General features: G+C 70.4%; 16 protein-coding genes. 11 read left to right on the plus strand and 5 right to left on the minus strand.

Going from position 1 to position 15,597, the window contains the following annotated elements; genetic code table 11:
* Window positions 1-19 precede the first annotated feature (19 nt).
* The 3 genes from rnhB (at window position 20) to dnaE (ending at window position 4,637) form a co-directional block, all read left to right on the plus strand.
* Window positions 20-613: a ribonuclease HII gene (rnhB, locus tag AAIL17_RS02840; RefSeq protein WP_424681300.1), complete on the plus strand. Its 594-nt coding sequence runs from the start codon at window positions 20-22 to the stop codon at window positions 611-613.
* Between the two features lie 176 nt (window positions 614-789).
* Window positions 790-999, plus strand: coding sequence for a hypothetical protein (locus tag AAIL17_RS02845; RefSeq protein WP_424681301.1), 210 nt, complete (start codon window positions 790-792; stop codon window positions 997-999).
* A 98-nt stretch (window positions 1,000-1,097) separates the two neighbouring features.
* The gene (gene dnaE, locus AAIL17_RS02850; RefSeq protein WP_424681302.1) at window positions 1,098-4,637 is read left to right on the plus strand and encodes a DNA polymerase III subunit alpha; all 3,540 of its coding nucleotides are present in this window, start codon (window positions 1,098-1,100) and stop codon (window positions 4,635-4,637) included.
* A 21-nt stretch (window positions 4,638-4,658) separates the two neighbouring features.
* Here dnaE and AAIL17_RS02855 read toward each other — a convergent pair whose 3' ends face one another.
* On the minus strand, window positions 4,659-5,678 hold the full coding sequence (locus AAIL17_RS02855; RefSeq protein WP_424681303.1) for an amidohydrolase family protein: 1,020 nt from the start codon (window positions 5,676-5,678) through the stop codon (window positions 4,659-4,661).
* Window positions 5,679-5,858: 180 nt separating this feature from the next.
* Here AAIL17_RS02855 and AAIL17_RS02860 point away from each other — a divergent pair, with 180 nt between their 5' ends.
* The 6 genes from AAIL17_RS02860 to AAIL17_RS02885 all read left to right on the plus strand — a co-directional run bounded on the left by AAIL17_RS02860 (window position 5,859) and on the right by AAIL17_RS02885 (window position 10,679).
* On the plus strand, window positions 5,859-6,815 hold the full coding sequence (locus tag AAIL17_RS02860) for an acetyl-CoA carboxylase carboxyltransferase subunit alpha (RefSeq protein ID WP_424681304.1): 957 nt from the start codon (window positions 5,859-5,861) through the stop codon (window positions 6,813-6,815).
* A gap of 4 nt (window positions 6,816-6,819) precedes the next feature.
* Complete coding sequence (locus tag AAIL17_RS02865) at window positions 6,820-7,206, plus strand: VOC family protein (protein WP_424681305.1); 387 nt, start codon at window positions 6,820-6,822, stop codon at window positions 7,204-7,206.
* 110 nt (window positions 7,207-7,316) lie between these two features.
* A complete protein-coding gene (locus AAIL17_RS02870) occupies window positions 7,317-8,069 on the plus strand; it encodes an NYN domain-containing protein (RefSeq protein ID WP_424681306.1) in 753 nt (250 codons plus the stop codon).
* The gene (gene tilS / locus AAIL17_RS02875) at window positions 8,062-9,390 is read left to right on the plus strand and encodes a tRNA lysidine(34) synthetase TilS (RefSeq protein WP_424681307.1); all 1,329 of its coding nucleotides are present in this window, start codon (window positions 8,062-8,064) and stop codon (window positions 9,388-9,390) included. The genes AAIL17_RS02870 and tilS overlap by 8 nt, the downstream gene beginning before the upstream one ends.
* 136 nt (window positions 9,391-9,526) lie before the next feature.
* Window positions 9,527-9,784, plus strand: coding sequence for an exodeoxyribonuclease VII small subunit (locus AAIL17_RS02880; RefSeq protein ID WP_424681308.1), 258 nt, complete (start codon window positions 9,527-9,529; stop codon window positions 9,782-9,784).
* Window positions 9,744-10,679, plus strand: coding sequence for a polyprenyl synthetase family protein (locus AAIL17_RS02885; RefSeq protein WP_424681309.1), 936 nt, complete (start codon window positions 9,744-9,746; stop codon window positions 10,677-10,679). Before AAIL17_RS02880 ends, AAIL17_RS02885 begins: the two co-directional genes overlap by 41 nt.
* A 71-nt stretch (window positions 10,680-10,750) precedes the next feature.
* Here AAIL17_RS02885 and AAIL17_RS02890 read toward each other — a convergent pair whose 3' ends face one another.
* Window positions 10,751-11,212: a DUF4870 domain-containing protein gene (locus AAIL17_RS02890; RefSeq protein ID WP_424681310.1), complete on the minus strand. Its 462-nt coding sequence runs from the start codon at window positions 11,210-11,212 to the stop codon at window positions 10,751-10,753.
* A gap of 89 nt (window positions 11,213-11,301) precedes the next feature.
* Window positions 11,302-12,654: a metalloprotease PmbA gene (gene pmbA, locus AAIL17_RS02895; RefSeq protein WP_424681311.1), complete on the minus strand. Its 1,353-nt coding sequence runs from the start codon at window positions 12,652-12,654 to the stop codon at window positions 11,302-11,304.
* 92 nt (window positions 12,655-12,746) lie between these two features.
* Here pmbA and AAIL17_RS02900 point away from each other — a divergent pair, with 92 nt between their 5' ends.
* Both AAIL17_RS02900 and yjgA read left to right on the plus strand, forming a co-directional pair.
* Window positions 12,747-12,983: a DUF1653 domain-containing protein gene (locus AAIL17_RS02900; protein WP_424681312.1), complete on the plus strand. Its 237-nt coding sequence runs from the start codon at window positions 12,747-12,749 to the stop codon at window positions 12,981-12,983.
* Complete coding sequence (yjgA, locus tag AAIL17_RS02905; RefSeq protein WP_424681313.1) at window positions 12,980-13,543, plus strand: ribosome biogenesis factor YjgA; 564 nt, start codon at window positions 12,980-12,982, stop codon at window positions 13,541-13,543. Before AAIL17_RS02900 ends, yjgA begins: the two co-directional genes overlap by 4 nt.
* 150 nt (window positions 13,544-13,693) lie before the next feature.
* Here yjgA and AAIL17_RS02910 read toward each other — a convergent pair whose 3' ends face one another.
* Both AAIL17_RS02910 and AAIL17_RS02915 read right to left on the minus strand, forming a co-directional pair.
* The gene (locus tag AAIL17_RS02910) at window positions 13,694-14,959 is read right to left on the minus strand and encodes a threonine/serine ThrE exporter family protein (RefSeq protein WP_424681314.1); all 1,266 of its coding nucleotides are present in this window, start codon (window positions 14,957-14,959) and stop codon (window positions 13,694-13,696) included.
* Window positions 14,956-15,405, minus strand: coding sequence for an NfeD family protein (locus AAIL17_RS02915; RefSeq protein ID WP_424681315.1), 450 nt, complete (start codon window positions 15,403-15,405; stop codon window positions 14,956-14,958). Before AAIL17_RS02915 ends, AAIL17_RS02910 begins: the two co-directional genes overlap by 4 nt.
* Window positions 15,406-15,597 lie beyond the last annotated feature (192 nt).

The raw sequence follows: 15,597 nt of genomic DNA on the forward strand, positions 1-15,597 counted from the left end.
GCCTGAGCGCACCCGGCCTTTGCCGAAAATCGCACGCCTCATTGCCGGCGTCGACGAAGCCGGCCGCGGTCCGCTCGCCGGCCCGCTGGCGGTGGCCGCGGTGATCCTCAACCCGCGCCGGCGCATCCGCGGCCTGGATGATTCCAAGAAGCTCACCGAGGCGCGCCGCGAGGCGCTCTACGCGCAGATCGTCGAACGCGCGCTGGCCTGGCACGTGGTGCTGGTCGAGGTGGACGAGATCGACCGCATCAACATCTTCCAGGCGACCATGGCCGGCATGTGCCGCGCGGTGGCCGGCCTTGCCGTCAGCGCGCACGAGGCCATCGTCGACGGCAACCAGTTGCCCAAGGCCCTGCCCTGTCCCGGTCGCGCCATCGTCGGTGGCGACGCGTCCGAACCGGCGATCAGCGCGGCCTCGATCCTCGCCAAGGTCACCCGCGACCGGCTGATGTGCGTGATGGATGGCCACTACCCGGGCTACGGCTTCGCCAGCCACAAGGGCTACTCCACGCCGGAGCATTTCGCCGCCTTGAAGCGGCTCGGCCCCTGCGTACTGCACCGGCGCAGTTTCGCGCCGGTCAAGCTGCTGGTCGACCAGGGCACGCTGTTCTGAAAGCCGCTCATTCATCGCAGCGGGCCCGGCCGCAAAAATAGGCCATCGGTCTATGCAACTCTTCGCCGAATAGGCGCATCCTATGGTCATGGAGAACGGGCTCTGCCCAGCTCGTTTCCGCGTTCGCACGGACGCGTCGTTCTCCACCGCGGATACCCTTCCGCAGGAGTCGTGCCATGTTGTCCCGCTTCTTCCACGTGCGCTCAGCCCTCAAACCGTTCGCCGCGCCCTCGTCCAGCCACGACGTGTCCGGGCCGGACGCAAATCGCCTCGGCGAAACCCTGGCCCGCCACCACGCCGACTACGACCGGCACCCGCTGGAGACCAGCGGCTTCGACCACTACGTCGAGTGGAACGAGGACGACGAGCGGTTCCTCGTCCATTGAGCGCGACCGCGGGGTCTTCCCTCCTGTCAAGCTTGTGAGAAGCAGGGGCCGCAGCGTAGCCTTCACGGACTAACCCGGGGATGCTCCCGAGTCCTCAGATGTCCGCACGCTTCGTCCATTTCCACCTGCACAGCGAGTACTCGCTGGTCGACTCGACCATCCGCATCAAGGCGCTGGTCGACGCCTGCGTGCGCGAGGGCATGCCGGCGGTGGCGCTCACCGACGACAGCAACATGTTCGCGCTGGTGAAGTTCTACAAGGCGTGCAGCGGTGCGGGCGTCAAGCCGATCGGCGGCTGCGACCTGTGGATCGGCTCGGCTGACGATCCGCGCCCGTGGCGGCTGACCGTGGTGTGCCAGGATCGCGAGGGCTACCTCAACCTGTCGCGGCTGGTCTCGCGCGCCTGGCGTGAAGGGCAGCACGGCGGCAAGGCGCTGGTGGAGGCGCACTGGCTGACTCCCGAAACCACCGGCGGGCTGATCGGCCTGCTCGGCCGCGAAAGCGAGGCCGGCCGCATCGCGGTGAGCCAGGGCGTGGATGCCGGCATCGCGCGGCTGCAACCGCTCGCGCGGCTGTTTCCCGACCGCCTGTACCTGGAACTCACCCGCTGCGGCCGCGAGGGCGAGGAAGCCTGGAACACCGCCGCGCTGGCGCTGGGCGATGCCCTCGAGCTGCCGCTGCTGGCCAGCAACGACGTGCGCTTCCTCAAGCAGGACGACTTCGAGGCGCACGAGGCGCGCGTGTGCATCCACCAGGGCCGCGTGCTGGCCGATCCGAAGCGCCCGCGCGAGTACTCCGACCAGCAATACCTGAAGTCCCCCGCTCAGATGGCCGAGCTCTTCGCCGATCTGCCCGAGGCGTTGGAGAACACCGTCGAGCTGGCCCGGCGCTGCAACCTGGAACTCAAGTTCGGCACCTACTACCTGCCTGACTTCCCGGTGCCCGAGGGCTACGACCTCGACAGCTACATCCGCGACACCGCGCGCGCCGGCCTGAAGGAGCGCCTGGCGGTCAATCCGCTGGCGCCCGGCCACACGCTGGCCGACTACGAGGCGCGGCTGGAACGCGAGCTCGACGTCATCATCCGGATGGGCTTCCCCGGCTACTTCCTGATCGTGGCCGACTTCATCAACTGGGGTAAGCAGAACGGCATACCGGTCGGCCCCGGCCGCGGCTCGGGCGCCGGCTCGCTGGTCGCCTGGGTCCTGAAGATCACCGACCTGGACCCGCTGCAGTTCGACCTGCTGTTCGAGCGCTTCCTCAATCCCGAGCGCGTGTCGATGCCTGACTTCGACATCGACTTCTGCATGGACCGGCGCGACGAGGTGATCGACTACGTCGCGCGCAAGTACGGCCGCGACCACGTCAGCCAGATCATCACCTACGGTTCGATGGCCGCCAAGGCAGTGCTGCGCGACTCCGGCCGCGTGCTCGGCATGGGCTACAACCAGGTCGACCGCATCGCCAAGCTGATCCCGCCACGGCCGCTGGACCTCACGCTATCCGACGCGCTGGGCCGCTCGGAGAAGTCGAAGAAGGAGCCCGACCGCGTCGTGCGCGAGTTCTGCGAGCTGTACGAGCAGGACGAGGAGGCGCGCACGCTCGTAGACCTGGCGTTGAAGCTGGAGAACCTCACGCGCAACGCCGGCAAGCACGCCGGCGGCGTGGTGATCGGCCCCAAGCCGCTCACCGAGTTCGCCCCGCTGTACTGCGAACCGGGCGGCGCCGGCGTGGTGACGCAGTACGACAAGGACGACGTCGAGGCCGTCGGCCTGGTCAAGTTCGACTTCCTCGGCCTGCGCACGCTCACCATCATCGACTGGGCGGTCAAAGCGATCAACGCGCGCCGCGCGAAAGCCGGCGAGGAGCCGCTGGACATCGCTGCGCTGCCGCTGGACGACGCGCCGACCTACGAACTGCTCAAGCGCGCGCAGACGGTGGCGGTGTTCCAGCTCGAATCCTCCGGCATGCAGCGCATGCTCAAGGACGCCAAGCCCGACCGCTTCGGCGACATCGTGGCGCTGGTGGCACTGTACCGCCCCGGCCCGATGGACCTGATCCCCAGCTTCGTGGCACGCAAGCACGGCCGCGAGGACGTGGAGTACCCCGACCCGCGCGTCGGGCCGATCCTGAAAGAGACCTACGGCATCATGGTCTACCAGGAGCAGGTGATGCAGATGGCGCAGATCGTCGGCGGCTACACGCTCGGCGGCGCCGATCTGCTGCGCCGCGCGATGGGCAAGAAGAAAGTCGAGGAGATGGTCAAGCACCGCGCGACCTTCCGCGAAGGTGCCGCCAGGGACGGGCTGTCCGGCGAGAAGGCCGACGCCATCTTCGACCTGATGGAGAAGTTCGCCGGCTACGGCTTCAACAAGTCGCACGCGGCGGCCTACGCGCTGGTCTCCTACCAGACCGCGTGGCTGAAGGCGCACTACCCGGCCGAGTTCATGGCCGCGACGATTTCCTCGGACATGGACAACACCGACAAGGCGGTGACGTTCCTGGACGAGTCGCGCGCGATCGGCCTGACCATCCTGCCGCCGGACGTGAACGCCTCCGACTTCATGTTCGTGGCGGTCGAACCGCGCGTCATCCGCTACGGCCTGGGCGCCATCAAGGGCGTCGGCCAGGGCGCCTGCGAATCGATCGTCGAGGAGCGCCAGCGCGGCGGCGCGTACAAGGACTTGGCGGATTTCTGCCGCCGCGTCGATCCGACCAAGTTCAATCGCCGCGTGCTCGAGGCGTTGATCCTCTCCGGCAGCCTGGACGCGCTGGCGCCCACCCGCGCCAGCCTGATGCTGCAGCTGCCCGACGCGATCAAGGCCGCCGAGCAGCACCTGCGCGACAAGCAGTCCGGCCAGAACGACATGTTCGGTGCCCTGATGGGCAGCGCCGCGCCGGTGGTGCAGATCGAGCTGCCGACCGCGCCCGAATGGCCGCTCGAGCAGAAGCTGCAGGGCGAGCGCGAGACGCTGGGCCACTACCTCTCCGGCCATCCCACCGACCCGTGGCGCGAGGAACTGGCGCAACTGTCCACCTGCCCGCTGGGCGAGATCGCCGAGCGCTACCAGCCGCCGCGCCCGCGCAAGAGCGACGGCGAGGAGAACCGCTTCCGCCGCGGCCCCGATACGCCCTGGACCGTCGCCGGCATGGTCACTGCGGTCCGCAAGCGCGGCGATAGCGACGCCTTCGTGCGGCTGGAGGACGGCACCGGCACCATCGAGGTGAGTTTCTTCGGCGAGCTCTACCAGCAGGTCGCGCCGTTGCTCACCCGCGACGAGATGCTGATCGTCGAGGGCGGCCTGCGCATCGACGATTTCTCCGGCGGCGGCTTCCAGTTGCGCGCCCGCGGCGCCATGACCCTGGCCGACGCCTGCCGCCGCCACGCGCGTGCGCTCAGGGTCAAGTTGAACGGCATCGGTCCCGGCTTCGAGCAGGAACTCAAGCAGGCCCTGGCCGGCTACCGCGGCGGCCGCGCCAGCGTGATCCTGCACGGCTACCACAACCGGACCGCCCAGGCCGACCTGGAACTGGGCGAGGACTGGCGCGTCAACGCCATCCCCGACCTGCTGCGCGCGTTGCGCGGGCTGCAGTGGGTGGAAGCCGCGCGGCTGCGGCTGGTGAAGGCCGCCGACTGACGCGTGGCGTGATACCGCCCGCTACCGCGCCTTCGCGTAGGGCGCCACATTGGCCCGGATGATTGCCCACTCCTTCTGCGTCAACGGCAGCTGCGGATAGCCGTGGCCGTAGTACTCGGCAAGGCTGTCCCCGTTGTAGGGCCAGTCCGAACCCGGCAGGAAATGGCGGATTCCGATCCGCCGCATCAGTACGACCAGCGCTTGCCGGTCGGAAGCCGAGCCATGGCCCGACCACACGCCCGATAGGTCGAACCAGACGTGACGGAAATGCTCGGGATGCGCCTGGAAGGCGTCGGCGAACGCACCGAGTGCCGACAGCGTGGGCGCATCGATGCCGCCCCATCCGGCGGCGTGGGCGATCTGGACAGGCGCGCTCCCGGCCGACGGCAGCACCGCGTCGAGGAAGCGCTGGACATCGCCTGCCCCGTAGTCGCCGCGCGTCGTGCGCAGGTGGACCAGGATGGCCAGGCGCGCGCCGGCCGCCGCGCGGAAAACGCCCGCCAAGGCAGCCAGGTGGCGGCTGTTGCGCAGGTCCACGCCCGAGGCGGTCAGGTGCAGCTTGACGCCCCTGACCGCCGGATCGTCACGCCAGCGGGCAATTTCTCCCAGGGCGGTCGGGCGCAGCGGATCGACCGCAATGAACGCGGCCAGGCGCGTCGGATGGCGTCGCGCGAGCGCAACCGTCCAGTCGTTCGCTGCGCGCATCAGCGCCGCCGCATCGGGTCGCTGCGGCTTCATCATCGGGCTCTGGGCCAGGTAGCCGTCCGACAGCACCAGCGCCCGGCGGATGCCGGCCTTGTCCATGGCCGCGAGCAGGTCGGCGGGCGAATGGGCTGCCGTCAAGGCCGGGTCGCAGCCACCGAGGCGCTTCACCGCGGCGCAGAACTCCGGCAGGAACGCCTGTATCGCCGGGGCGTTGAGATGCGTGTGATGGTCGACGACCGGCGTTCCGGGCGATGTGCCGGCAAGCGCTTCCGCGCCCGGTGCCAGCACCAGCAGCAGGATGCCCAGGCAGCGCAGTGCAACAGCCCGCAGAGTCATGGCACGCTCCCGTGGTGGTCGTGCGCCGGATCGCCAAGATCGCGGCGCGTTCCGCAAGGATGATACGTTCGCGGCCCATCGGCCGCGCCAGGGTTTGCAGGCGGCTCCCATACGCCGGCGTCCCCGCGTTCCCGCGGCGCCCGTTATACTGGCCCGCTCCGCGTCACGAACCGCCCGCGAATGAACCCCAACTTCCTCGATTTCGAACAGCCGATCGCCGAACTGGAAGCGAAGGTCGAAGAGCTGCGCCACGCCAGCCACGGCCAGGCGTTCAACATCGACGAGGAAGTCTCGCGCCTGCGCGAGAAGCTGAAGGTCAAGACCGCCGAGATCTTCCGCAACCTCAATTCCTGGCAGATCACCCAGCTCTCGCGCCATCCGGCGCGGCCCTACACGCTCGACTACGTCGGCGTGATCTGCGAGGAATTCCAGGAACTGGCCGGCGACCGCGCCTACGCCGACGACGCCGCCATCGTCGGCGGCCTGGGCCGCATCAACGGCCGGCCGGTGATGATCATCGGCCACCAGAAGGGCCGCGACACCAAGACCAAGGTGCGCCGCAACTTCGGCATGCCGCGGCCGGAGGGCTACCGCAAGGCGCTGCGCCTGATGAAGATGGCCGAGCGCTTCGGCCTGCCGCTGCTGACCTTCATCGACACCCCCGGCGCCTATCCCGGCGTGGGCGCCGAGGAGCGCGGCCAGAGCGAGGCGATCGCGCGCAACCTGCTGGAGATGGCCGACCTCAGGACCCCGATCATCTGCACGGTGATCGGCGAGGGCGGCTCCGGCGGCGCGCTGGCGATCGGCGTGGGCGACCGTGTCAACATGCTGCAGTACTCGACCTATTCGGTGATCTCGCCCGAAGGCTGCGCCTCGATCCTGTGGAAGAGCCAGGACAAGGCACGCGACGCCGCCGAGGCGCTGGGCATGACCGCGCCGCGCCTGCACGAGCTCGGCCTGGTCGACAAGGTCATCCGCGAGCCGCTGGGCGGCGCACACCGCAACCCCCGCTCGATGGCGATCCGCCTGAAGGCCGTGCTGATGAACCAGCTCGACGAGCTCGAGGCGATTGCCGAGCCCGACCTGCTGGAGCAGCGCTACCGTCGCCTGCGCAGCTACGGCGCCTACCAGGAATAAGCCGGTGACCGGCGTACGCGGCCTCGCCCATGCGAACATCCGCGCGCCCGAGGCGATGATCGAACGCCTGCGCTGCTTCTACATCGACCTGATCGGCCTGCGCCAGGGCCTGCGTCCGGCGTTCCGCTCCGGCTCGCGCGGCTACTGGCTGTACGCCGGCGAGACCGACGTGCTGCATCTGACCATCGCCGGTCCCGGCGACACCGCGCCAGCGCCGACCGGCCACTTCAACCACCTGGCCTTCGCCTGCACCGACCTGGACGCCACCCGCGCCCGCCTGGACGCCGCCGGGGTGGCCTACGAGGTCGACGAAGTGGACGAGCCGCCCCAGGTGCAGCTGTTCCTCACCGACCCCAGCGGCCTGGACATCGAACTCAACTTCAGCCGCTGACGTCGCAAGGGCGCGCCTCGCGCGCGGTCGGGGACGGCGCAGAGGTGCACTTCTGCAAGGGAAGCTGCGCGCGCGGTTTACTATCCGGGTCCATCCTTGGAGCCCTGCACATGGCCGACCACGCCAAGCTCGCCGTGCTGATCGACGCCGACAACGCCCAGCCCACGCTGGCCGAAGGCCTGCTGGCGGAGGTCGCGCGCTACGGCACCGCCCACGTCAAGCGCGCCTACGGCGACTGGACCGACAACCACCTGCGCGGCTGGAAGGACCAGTTGCTCGCCCTGTCGATCCAGCCGATCCAGCAGTTCGGCTACACCAAGGGCAAGAACGCCACCGACTCGGCGATGATCATCGACGCGATGGACCTGCTCTACACCGGCCGCTTCGACGGCTTCTGCATCGTCTCCAGCGACAGCGACTTCACCACGCTGGCGCGGCGCATCCGCGAGTCAGGCCTGACCGTCTACGGTTTCGGCGAGCGCAAGACGCCGGGCCCCTTCGTCGCTGCCTGCGACCGCTTCATCTACACCGACGTGCTCGGCGAGGCGGACAGCGGCGAGGAGAAGCCCGCCGAACCCGCGCAGCGCCTGAACACGCAGGAGCTGCGCCAGGATACGCGCCTGGTCAACCTGCTGCGCAACGCGATCGAGGATGCCGCCGACGACACCGGCTGGGCGGGCCTTGGCGCGGTAGGCAGCATGGTCAGCAAGCGCGCGCCCGAGTTCGACTCGCGCAACTGGGGCTACGGCAAGCTGAGCGGCCTGGTCAACGCGATCGGCCTGTTCCAGGCCGAGGAGCGCCAGCTCGGCAACGGCAAGCACCTCTACGTGCGCAACAAGAAGAAGCCCGCCGCCCGTGAGTAGCTCGCGCACGCTGCCCGACGCGCTGCGCCACGCCCTCGACGCCCACCCAGACGGCCCGCTGTGCGTGGCCTTCAGCGGCGGGCCCGATTCCACCGCCCTGCTGCACGCGCTCGCCGCGTTGCCGCAGGCGCGCGCCCGCGGCCTGCGTGCGCTGCACGTGGACCACGGGCTGTGCGCCGACAGCGGCGAATGGGCGGCGCAGGCACGGACGTTCTGCGCGAGGCTGGACATCACCTGCGAGGTGGCACAGGTCGACGTGCCGCGTGAATCCGGCGAAGGTCTCGAAGCCGCGGCACGCCACGTCCGCTACGCCGCCTTCGCGCGAGCGATCCAGCCGGGCGAATGGCTGCTGCTGGGCCATCACCGCGACGACCAGGCGGAGACGGTACTGCTCAAGCTGCTGCGTGGCGCTGGCCCGCAAGGATTGGGCGGCATGCGCGCAACCCGCGCGCTCGGTGCCGGATGGCTGTGGCGACCGTTGCTCGACCTGCCCCGCGAGGTGCTGCGCGCCTACGTGCAGGCGCACCGACTGCCCTGTGTCGACGATCCGTCCAACCGCGACACCGCGCTGGCGCGCAACCACCTGCGCCACGAAATCCTGCCGCGCCTGCAGCGATACTTCCCGCACGCGGTCGACTCGATCCTGCACAGCGCAGCGCTCTGTCGTGCCGCGGATGGGAGCCTGCGCCGGCGCTGGCTGGAGGCGCTCGACGTGCTGCACGATCCGGCCACCGGCAGCCTCGATGCGAACGGCTGGCTGGCCCTCGAATCCGCGTTGCGCGAGCCGCTGCTCGACCACTGGCTGCACGCGCGCGGGCTGGGCGCACCCACTGCGGCGCAGCGCCGGCAGATCGAGCGCCAGTGTGCCGCCCGCGCCGGCCAGCAGCCGTGCGTGCGCTGGCGCGGTACCGAGCTGCACATCTGGAAGGGGCGCCTGTGGGCGCTGGCGCCACGGGCCCCGGTCGATCCGCAATGGCAGGCCGACTGGCACGGCGAACCGCTGGAGCTGCCGGACGGTGGCACCCTCGTCCTCGATCCGCCCGCGCGGCTGGCCGCACCGCTCACCGTGCGCCTGCGCCGCGGCGGCGAGCGCATCAGGCCTGCCGGCGACCGGCACACCCGCGAATTGCGCGACCTGTTCCAGCAGGCGGCGCTGCCACCATGGCGCCGCCAGGCGTGCCCGCTGCTCTACGCGGGCGGCGAGCTGATTGCGGTAGCTGACCTGTGGCAGACGGAACGGGCCGCCAGCCTCTTCGAGGGACTGGGCGCGCGCCTGTGCTGGAGGCCGGCTCGCCAGGCGGAACGGGACCCGTTCGGCTGAGGACCCGACACGGCGAGGCACCGCAACCTGTTCGCTTCGAAGGCGTGCCTGCGATGGTCGCGTCGAAGGGTCCACAACACCGCCGACACCAGCAAAACATTGATTCCCCACCCCCGCTGCGCTAGCGTTGCGGGCCATGGCCAATCCCGCTCCCACCCCCGCGGAAACCCCGTCCGTCGCCGACTTCGAGCACTCGCTGGACGAGCTCGAACAGTTGGTGGAACGCATGGAAGGCGGCGAGCTGAGCCTGGACGAATCGCTGGCCTCCTTCGAGCGCGGCATCGGCCTCTACCGTCACTGCCAGCAGGCCCTGGACAAGGCCGAGCTGCGCGTGCGCCTGCTGCTCGATCCCGATGCGCCCGACGACGCCGAACCTTTCGAATCCGAGCCCTGACGCGCCGCCCCAACTCGGCCCACGCCTGCTCGCGCTGACCGCGCGCGCCGACGCCGCGCTTTCGCGCGTGCTGCCCTCCGAGCAACAGCCGCCGCTGGCACTGCACCGCGCGATGCGCTACGCCGTGCTCGGCGGCGGCAAGCGGCTGCGCCCGCTGCTGGTCTACGCCGCCGGCCACGCACTGGGCAGCGAGGGCGTCGAGCTGGATGCGCCCGCCTGTGCGGTCGAGCTGATCCACGCCTACTCGCTGGTGCACGACGACCTGCCGGCGATGGACGACGACGCGTTGCGCCGCGGCCGCCCGACCTGCCACGTGGTCTACGGCGAGGCGATGGCGATCCTGGCCGGCGACGCGCTGCAGGCACTCGCCTTCGAGATCCTCGCGCACGACCCGCATGCCGGCGCCGATGCCGCGCGCACGCTGCAGATGCTGCGCGTCCTCGGCCGCGCCTGCGGCGCCGAGGGCATGGCCGGTGGCCAGGCGCTGGACCTCTCCGCGGTGGGCCGCAAGTTGACGCTGGCCGAGCTGGAGCACATGCACGCCTGCAAGACCGGCGCGCTGATCCGCACGTCCGTGCAACTGGGCGCGCTCGCCGCCGGCGCCGATGCCCCGGCGCTGACCATGCTGGACCGCTACGCCACCGCCGTCGGCCTGGCTTTCCAGGTGCGCGACGACATCCTCGACGTGGAAGGCGAATCGGCGGTGATCGGCAAGACCGCCGGCAAGGATGCGGCGGCCGACAAGCCGACCTTCCCCTCGATCATCGGCCTGGAGGCCTCCCGCGCGCGGCTGGCGAAACTCACCGCCACGGCGCTCGAGGCCATTGCCGCGTTCGGACCGCGTGCGGACCTGCTCGAAGAGCTTGCGCTTTACGCCGCCAACCGCACGCACTGAAGTCGGGTGGCGAGCCTCAGCCACCACCCGTTCCCCTGAAAAGCAGAAGCGGGCCGGAGCCCGCCTCGCGTCTACTTGATCAGCCGCAGCGTGAAGGGATAGCGGTAGCGCTCCCCTTCGTTCGCCTTGACCGCGGCGATGATGGTGAACACCAGCCAGGCGATGCCGACCAGGATGCCGATCGGCACCGTCAGCAGCGCGCCGAAGCCGAAGGTGACCAGCGTCAGCAGCAAGAGCACCACGCCGACGATGGCCAGGGTGATGTTGAAGTTCAGCGCTTCCTTGGCCTGGTCGTCGACGAAGGGCATGGTGTCCTTCTTGACCAGCCAGATGACCAGCGGCCCGATGAAGCAGCCCAGGCCGGCGAAGGCGCCAGTGAGCAGGCCGCCGAGCAAGGCGGAAAGGTGCGCGAACAGCGCCCACTGGCGCTCCTCGTGGCTGGGCATGCCGGCCGAATCCAGCGGCTCGGGCGGCGGCACCGGCTCGCCGGTGGGCGGCGGGGGCGGGACGACGGAATCGGGTGGAACACTCATGCGTGTCTCCTGTGGCCTTCGGGACGCCGGCCCGGTGCCGGTGCGGCGATGCTAGCAAAGCCGCGCGGCGTTGCCATAGGAAAGTGGTGCTACTGGCCGGCCACCGTCATCCGCTCGAGCAGGATCGAACCGGTCAGGATCTGCGCGCGCCGGTCCACGTCGCTGCCCACCGCCACGATGCCCGCGAACATGTCGCGCAGGTTGGCGGCGATGGTGATTTCCTCGACCGGGTAGGCAATCTGGCCGCCTTCGACCCAGAAGCCGGCCGCGCCACGCGAGTAATCGCCGGTCAGCGTGCTCACCCCCTGCCCCATCACCTCGGTGACCACCAGGCCGGTGCCCATGCGCTCGAGCAGCGCGGCGAAGTCGTCCTGGCCGGGCTCGACCAGCAGGTTGTGGATGCCGCCGGCGTTGCCGGTCGATTCCAGTCCCAGCTTGCGCGCCGAGTAGCTGCCCAGGATGTAGCGGGCGAGCACGCCGTTCTCGACCAGCGCGCTGTCGGCGGTGGCCACGCCTTCGGCATCGAACGCACCCGAGCCCATGCCACGCGGCAGGAACGGGCGCTCGACGATGTTCAGCCATTCGGGCATCACCTGCTTGCCGGCATGGTCGAGCAGGAAGCTGGCGCGCCGGTACAGTGCGCCGCCGCTCACCGCGCTGACCAGGTGGCCGATCAGCCCGCGCGCGAGCTCCGGCACGAACAGCACCGGGCACTGGCGCGTGCCCAGGCTGCGCGAGTTCAGCCGCGCCAACGTGCGCTCGGCCGCCTTGTCGCCCAGCGCCTGCGCGCTCATGAAGTCGTTGGCGTCGCGGACGGAGTCGTACCAGTAGTCGCGCTGCATGCCATCGCCCTCGCCGGCGATCAGCGAGAGCGAGAGCGCATGCCGCGTGGCGCGCTCGCGCCCGAGGAAACCGTGCGAATTGGCGTAGACCGACAGCGTCTGCCCGGCCTGCACGGCGGCGCCGTCGGAATTGGTGATGCCCGCGTGCGCGCGGCCGGCCGCCTCGATCCGCTGGCCCAGCTCGATCGCCTCGGCGGTATCCACATGCCACGGATGCCACAGGTCCAGATCGGGGAATGCGGTCGCCATGCGCGCCGGATCGGCGAGGCCGGCGGCCGGATCGGCCTCGGTGTAGCGCGCGATCGCGCAGGCCTGGTCGATGGTCGCCTGCACCGAGGCCGCGTTGAGGTCGGCGGTGCTGGCGGTGCCCTTGCGCTGGCCGAAGTACACGGTCAGGCCGAAGCCGCGGTCGCGCGTGTGCTCGACGGTCTCCACCTCGCCCAGGCGCACGTTCACGTTGAGCCCGCTGTCCACGCTCGCCGCCACTTCCGCCGCGCTGGCGCCGGCGGCGCGCGCGCGGCGGATCACATCCTCGGCGAGCTCGGCCAGGCGGTCGAGTTCCTGGTGGCTGGTGTCGGCGGACAGGGCGGCTGCACTCACGGGGCTTTCCTTCAGGCAGGTAGAATGGGCGGCGCGAAAACGCACGACTTCCCGACATGGGGTCGCCCCTGCGCAATCAAAAGGAGCGCGCCATGCCACCGGTCGCCGGCATCTACCGACATTACAAGGGCCAGCGCTACCAGGTGCTGGGCACCGCCCGCCACAGCGAGACGCTGGAGGAACTGGTGGTGTACCGCGCGCTCTACGGCGAGCACGGCCTGTGGGTGCGGCCTGCCGCCATGTTCGGCGAAACCGTCACCGTCGACGGACGACCCGTGCCCCGCTTCGCGCTGGAAACCGCCAGCCCCGACCCGATGGATCAGCCGTGAGCCCGAGCCGCAGCCGCAACCAGACCGAACTCGACGAGCAGGACTACGGTCCCAGCCGCACCCAGCAGCGCCGCGAGGCGCTGGCGGTGCTGGCGCTCGCCACCCAGCTCGTGGAGCTGCCGCCCAGCCGCCTGGCCAAGCTCGACCTGCCCGAGGACGTGCGCGACGAGATCGCCAACGTGCGGCGCATCAGCTCGCACATCGCGCGCAAGCGCCAGCTCGCGTTCCTGGCGAAGAAGATGCGCCGCCACGAAGACGAGGTATTCGACAGCGTGCGCGCCGAGCTCGGCGAGAACCGCGAGCGCCAGCGCCAGGAGACGGCGGCGATGCACCGGCTGGAGGCCCTGCGCGAGCGCCTGCTGGAGGATGACGAGGCCGCCGCCGAACTGATCGCCGAACACCCGGCCATCGACCGCCAGCACCTGCGCTCGCTGGTCCGCCAGGCACGCAGCGAGCGCGCGGCGAACAAGCCGCCGCGGGCGTACCGGGAGATCTTCCAGTTGTTGAAGGAACTGCAGCAGGGGGACGCGGGCGTCGAGGACGAGGACGCCGGCGACTGAAAGCCGGTTCGTCGCCTGAACGAGGGTCGAGGCGAGCCCCGGCCCCTCACCCCAACCCTTCTCCCCGGCGGGGAGAGGGAGCCGGTCGGCCACCAGCGCGTACACCGCCTGTTTGCTCTACGCGCGCCGCAAGAGCGGTGCCGACGAAGCTCAGAGCGAACGCCTCGGCGATACCAGCAGATCGCCGAACAGCAGGCCCGCCACCAGCGAGATCAGCAGCGTGACCAGCAGGATCAGGCTGTCCATGCCCAGCGTGGTGTCGCGCTCGAACAGGTAGGACACGCTGCGGAAGCCGACGCTGCCCGGCACCAGCAGGATGATGCCCGGCTCGCGCACCACCGCGCCGGGCCGGTGCAGGTAGCGCGCGTAAAGGTTGGCCATGGCGCCCAGCAGCAGGCCGCCGAGGAACACGCCGAACGGTGCGCCGGCGATCGCCGTCGACAGCAGGCCGCCCCAGCGCGTGGCCAGGTAGCCGACGAACACCGCGGCCACCACCACCGCCCAGTCGCGCCGCGCAGTGCGGAACAGGATCGCGAATCCCAGCGCACCGACCAGCAGCGAGGGCCAGTCCATCCAGCGCGGCAGCGGCGGCAGCGCGTAGGTGCCGGGATGGATGCCGAAGGCCGCGCAAAGCTGGCTGGCCGCCACGGTGCCGAAGGTGAGCTTGAGCAGCGTCGCGATGGCGCCGCCCATGCGTGCCATGCCCGAGGTCAGGTGCTGGCTGGAGATCTCGCGCACCGCGGTGGTCAGCGACATGCCCGGCACCAGCACGATCAGCGCGGCCAGCACCACCGACTTGATCGCCAGCGGCACCACGAACGCGCTGACCAGGATCGCGCCGGCGGTCGCCACCAGCGCGCTGATCGCCTCGCTCGCCGCTGCCAGCCGTGGGCGTGTCGCCGAGAGCACGGTGATCACGCCGATCACCAGGCCGATCGCGCCGGCTACCAGCAGGTCGGCCCAGGAACTGTGCAGGAACAGCGCCGCCACGCTCGCCGCCGACAGGCCGTAGCTGCCGACCACGCCCGCCTGCGCGCGGCGCGTTTCCGGGCGGCCGAGCTCGCGCAGCAGGCGGAAGCCTTCGCGCAGGCCGAGCTCGCCGGCGATCGCCCGGTCGGCGATCGCGTCGGCTTCGCACAGGCGTGCCAGGTTCACGTCGCCGGGCGCCAGCCGTATCACCTGGGTGACCTGGGCCAGGCCCTCCTCGCCGCGCCCGGTCTCGGCAAAGGAAACGATGATCGCGGTGGGGCTGGACCAGACGTCGGCGATCACGCCCAACTGCTGCGCCGCGCCGGCGACCGCCATCTCCAGGCGCGGCGCCGAGGTGCCGTACTGGTGCAGCCGGCGCGCCAGCTCCACCAGGAAGGCGATGCGCGTGTCGAACGGCGCCTGCGCCGCCTTGCCGGCCGCGCTCATGCGGCGGGCCGTACCTGCAGCGTGTTGCCCTCGACGCCGACCACCTCGACGGTGGCACCCAGCGGCAGGTCCGGTCCGTTGACCAGCCATGCACCATCGCCCACGCGCGCCTTGCCGCGACCGTTGACGATCGGCTCGACCAGCACGTAGCGCTGGCCGACCATCTGCGCGCCGCGGCGGTTGAGCTGCTCGCCGGCGGCGTCACCACGCCGCAGCCTGGGACGCAGCCCGTAGGCGTAGATCGCGCACGACACGAAGGCCAGCGCCGCAAAGGCGATCGCCTGCGCCAGCAGCGACATGCCGGGCATCAGCCAGACCAGCACGCCGGTGGCGCCCGCGCCGATGCCGATCCACAGCAGGAAGTAGCCCGGCAGGGCGACCTCCAGCGCGATCAGCAGCAGGGCCAGCAGCCACCACAGGTGATGGGTTGCGAGGGTGGAGAACATGCGGGACTCCGGGTTGGCGTGTGGCGATGGTGTCGTTTGCGTGAAACGGCGGCAAGCTCGGTGCGTACGGCAAGGTTGCCCCCATCCGCCCTTCGGGCACCTTCCCCCGTGGAACGGGGGAAGGATCGAAGCTTCAGACCTCGCCGAAACGCGCGGATCGAACCTCGAGCGTCACCAAATGATCCTTCCCCC

The organism is Frateuria sp. YIM B11624 (genome assembly GCF_049727805.1).
Classification (GTDB): Bacteria; Pseudomonadota; Gammaproteobacteria; order Xanthomonadales; family Rhodanobacteraceae; genus Frateuria_A.

What these genes read in the sequence shown, in the direction of transcription:
- AAIL17_RS02855 (WP_424681303.1), bottom strand. Translation starts at nt 5,678, where the DNA reads ATGACTCTGCGGGCTGTTGCACTGCGCTGCCTGGGCATCCTGCTGCTG.
- AAIL17_RS02910 (WP_424681314.1), bottom strand. Translation starts at nt 14,959, where the DNA reads ATGAGCGCGGCCGGCAAGGCGGCGCAGGCGCCGTTCGACACGCGCATC.
- AAIL17_RS02845 (WP_424681301.1), top strand. Translation starts at nt 790, where the DNA reads ATGTTGTCCCGCTTCTTCCACGTGCGCTCAGCCCTCAAACCGTTCGCC.
- dnaE (WP_424681302.1), top strand. Translation starts at nt 1,098, where the DNA reads ATGTCCGCACGCTTCGTCCATTTCCACCTGCACAGCGAGTACTCGCTG.
- AAIL17_RS02880 (WP_424681308.1), top strand. Translation starts at nt 9,527, where the DNA reads ATGGCCAATCCCGCTCCCACCCCCGCGGAAACCCCGTCCGTCGCCGAC.
- AAIL17_RS02890 (WP_424681310.1), bottom strand. Translation starts at nt 11,212, where the DNA reads ATGAGTGTTCCACCCGATTCCGTCGTCCCGCCCCCGCCGCCCACCGGC.
- AAIL17_RS02885 (WP_424681309.1), top strand. Translation starts at nt 9,744, where the DNA reads ATGCGCCCGACGACGCCGAACCTTTCGAATCCGAGCCCTGACGCGCCG.
- AAIL17_RS02915 (WP_424681315.1), bottom strand. Translation starts at nt 15,405, where the DNA reads ATGTTCTCCACCCTCGCAACCCATCACCTGTGGTGGCTGCTGGCCCTG.
- AAIL17_RS02860 (WP_424681304.1), top strand. Translation starts at nt 5,859, where the DNA reads ATGAACCCCAACTTCCTCGATTTCGAACAGCCGATCGCCGAACTGGAA.
- AAIL17_RS02900 (WP_424681312.1), top strand. Translation starts at nt 12,747, where the DNA reads ATGCCACCGGTCGCCGGCATCTACCGACATTACAAGGGCCAGCGCTAC.
- AAIL17_RS02870 (WP_424681306.1), top strand. Translation starts at nt 7,317, where the DNA reads ATGGCCGACCACGCCAAGCTCGCCGTGCTGATCGACGCCGACAACGCC.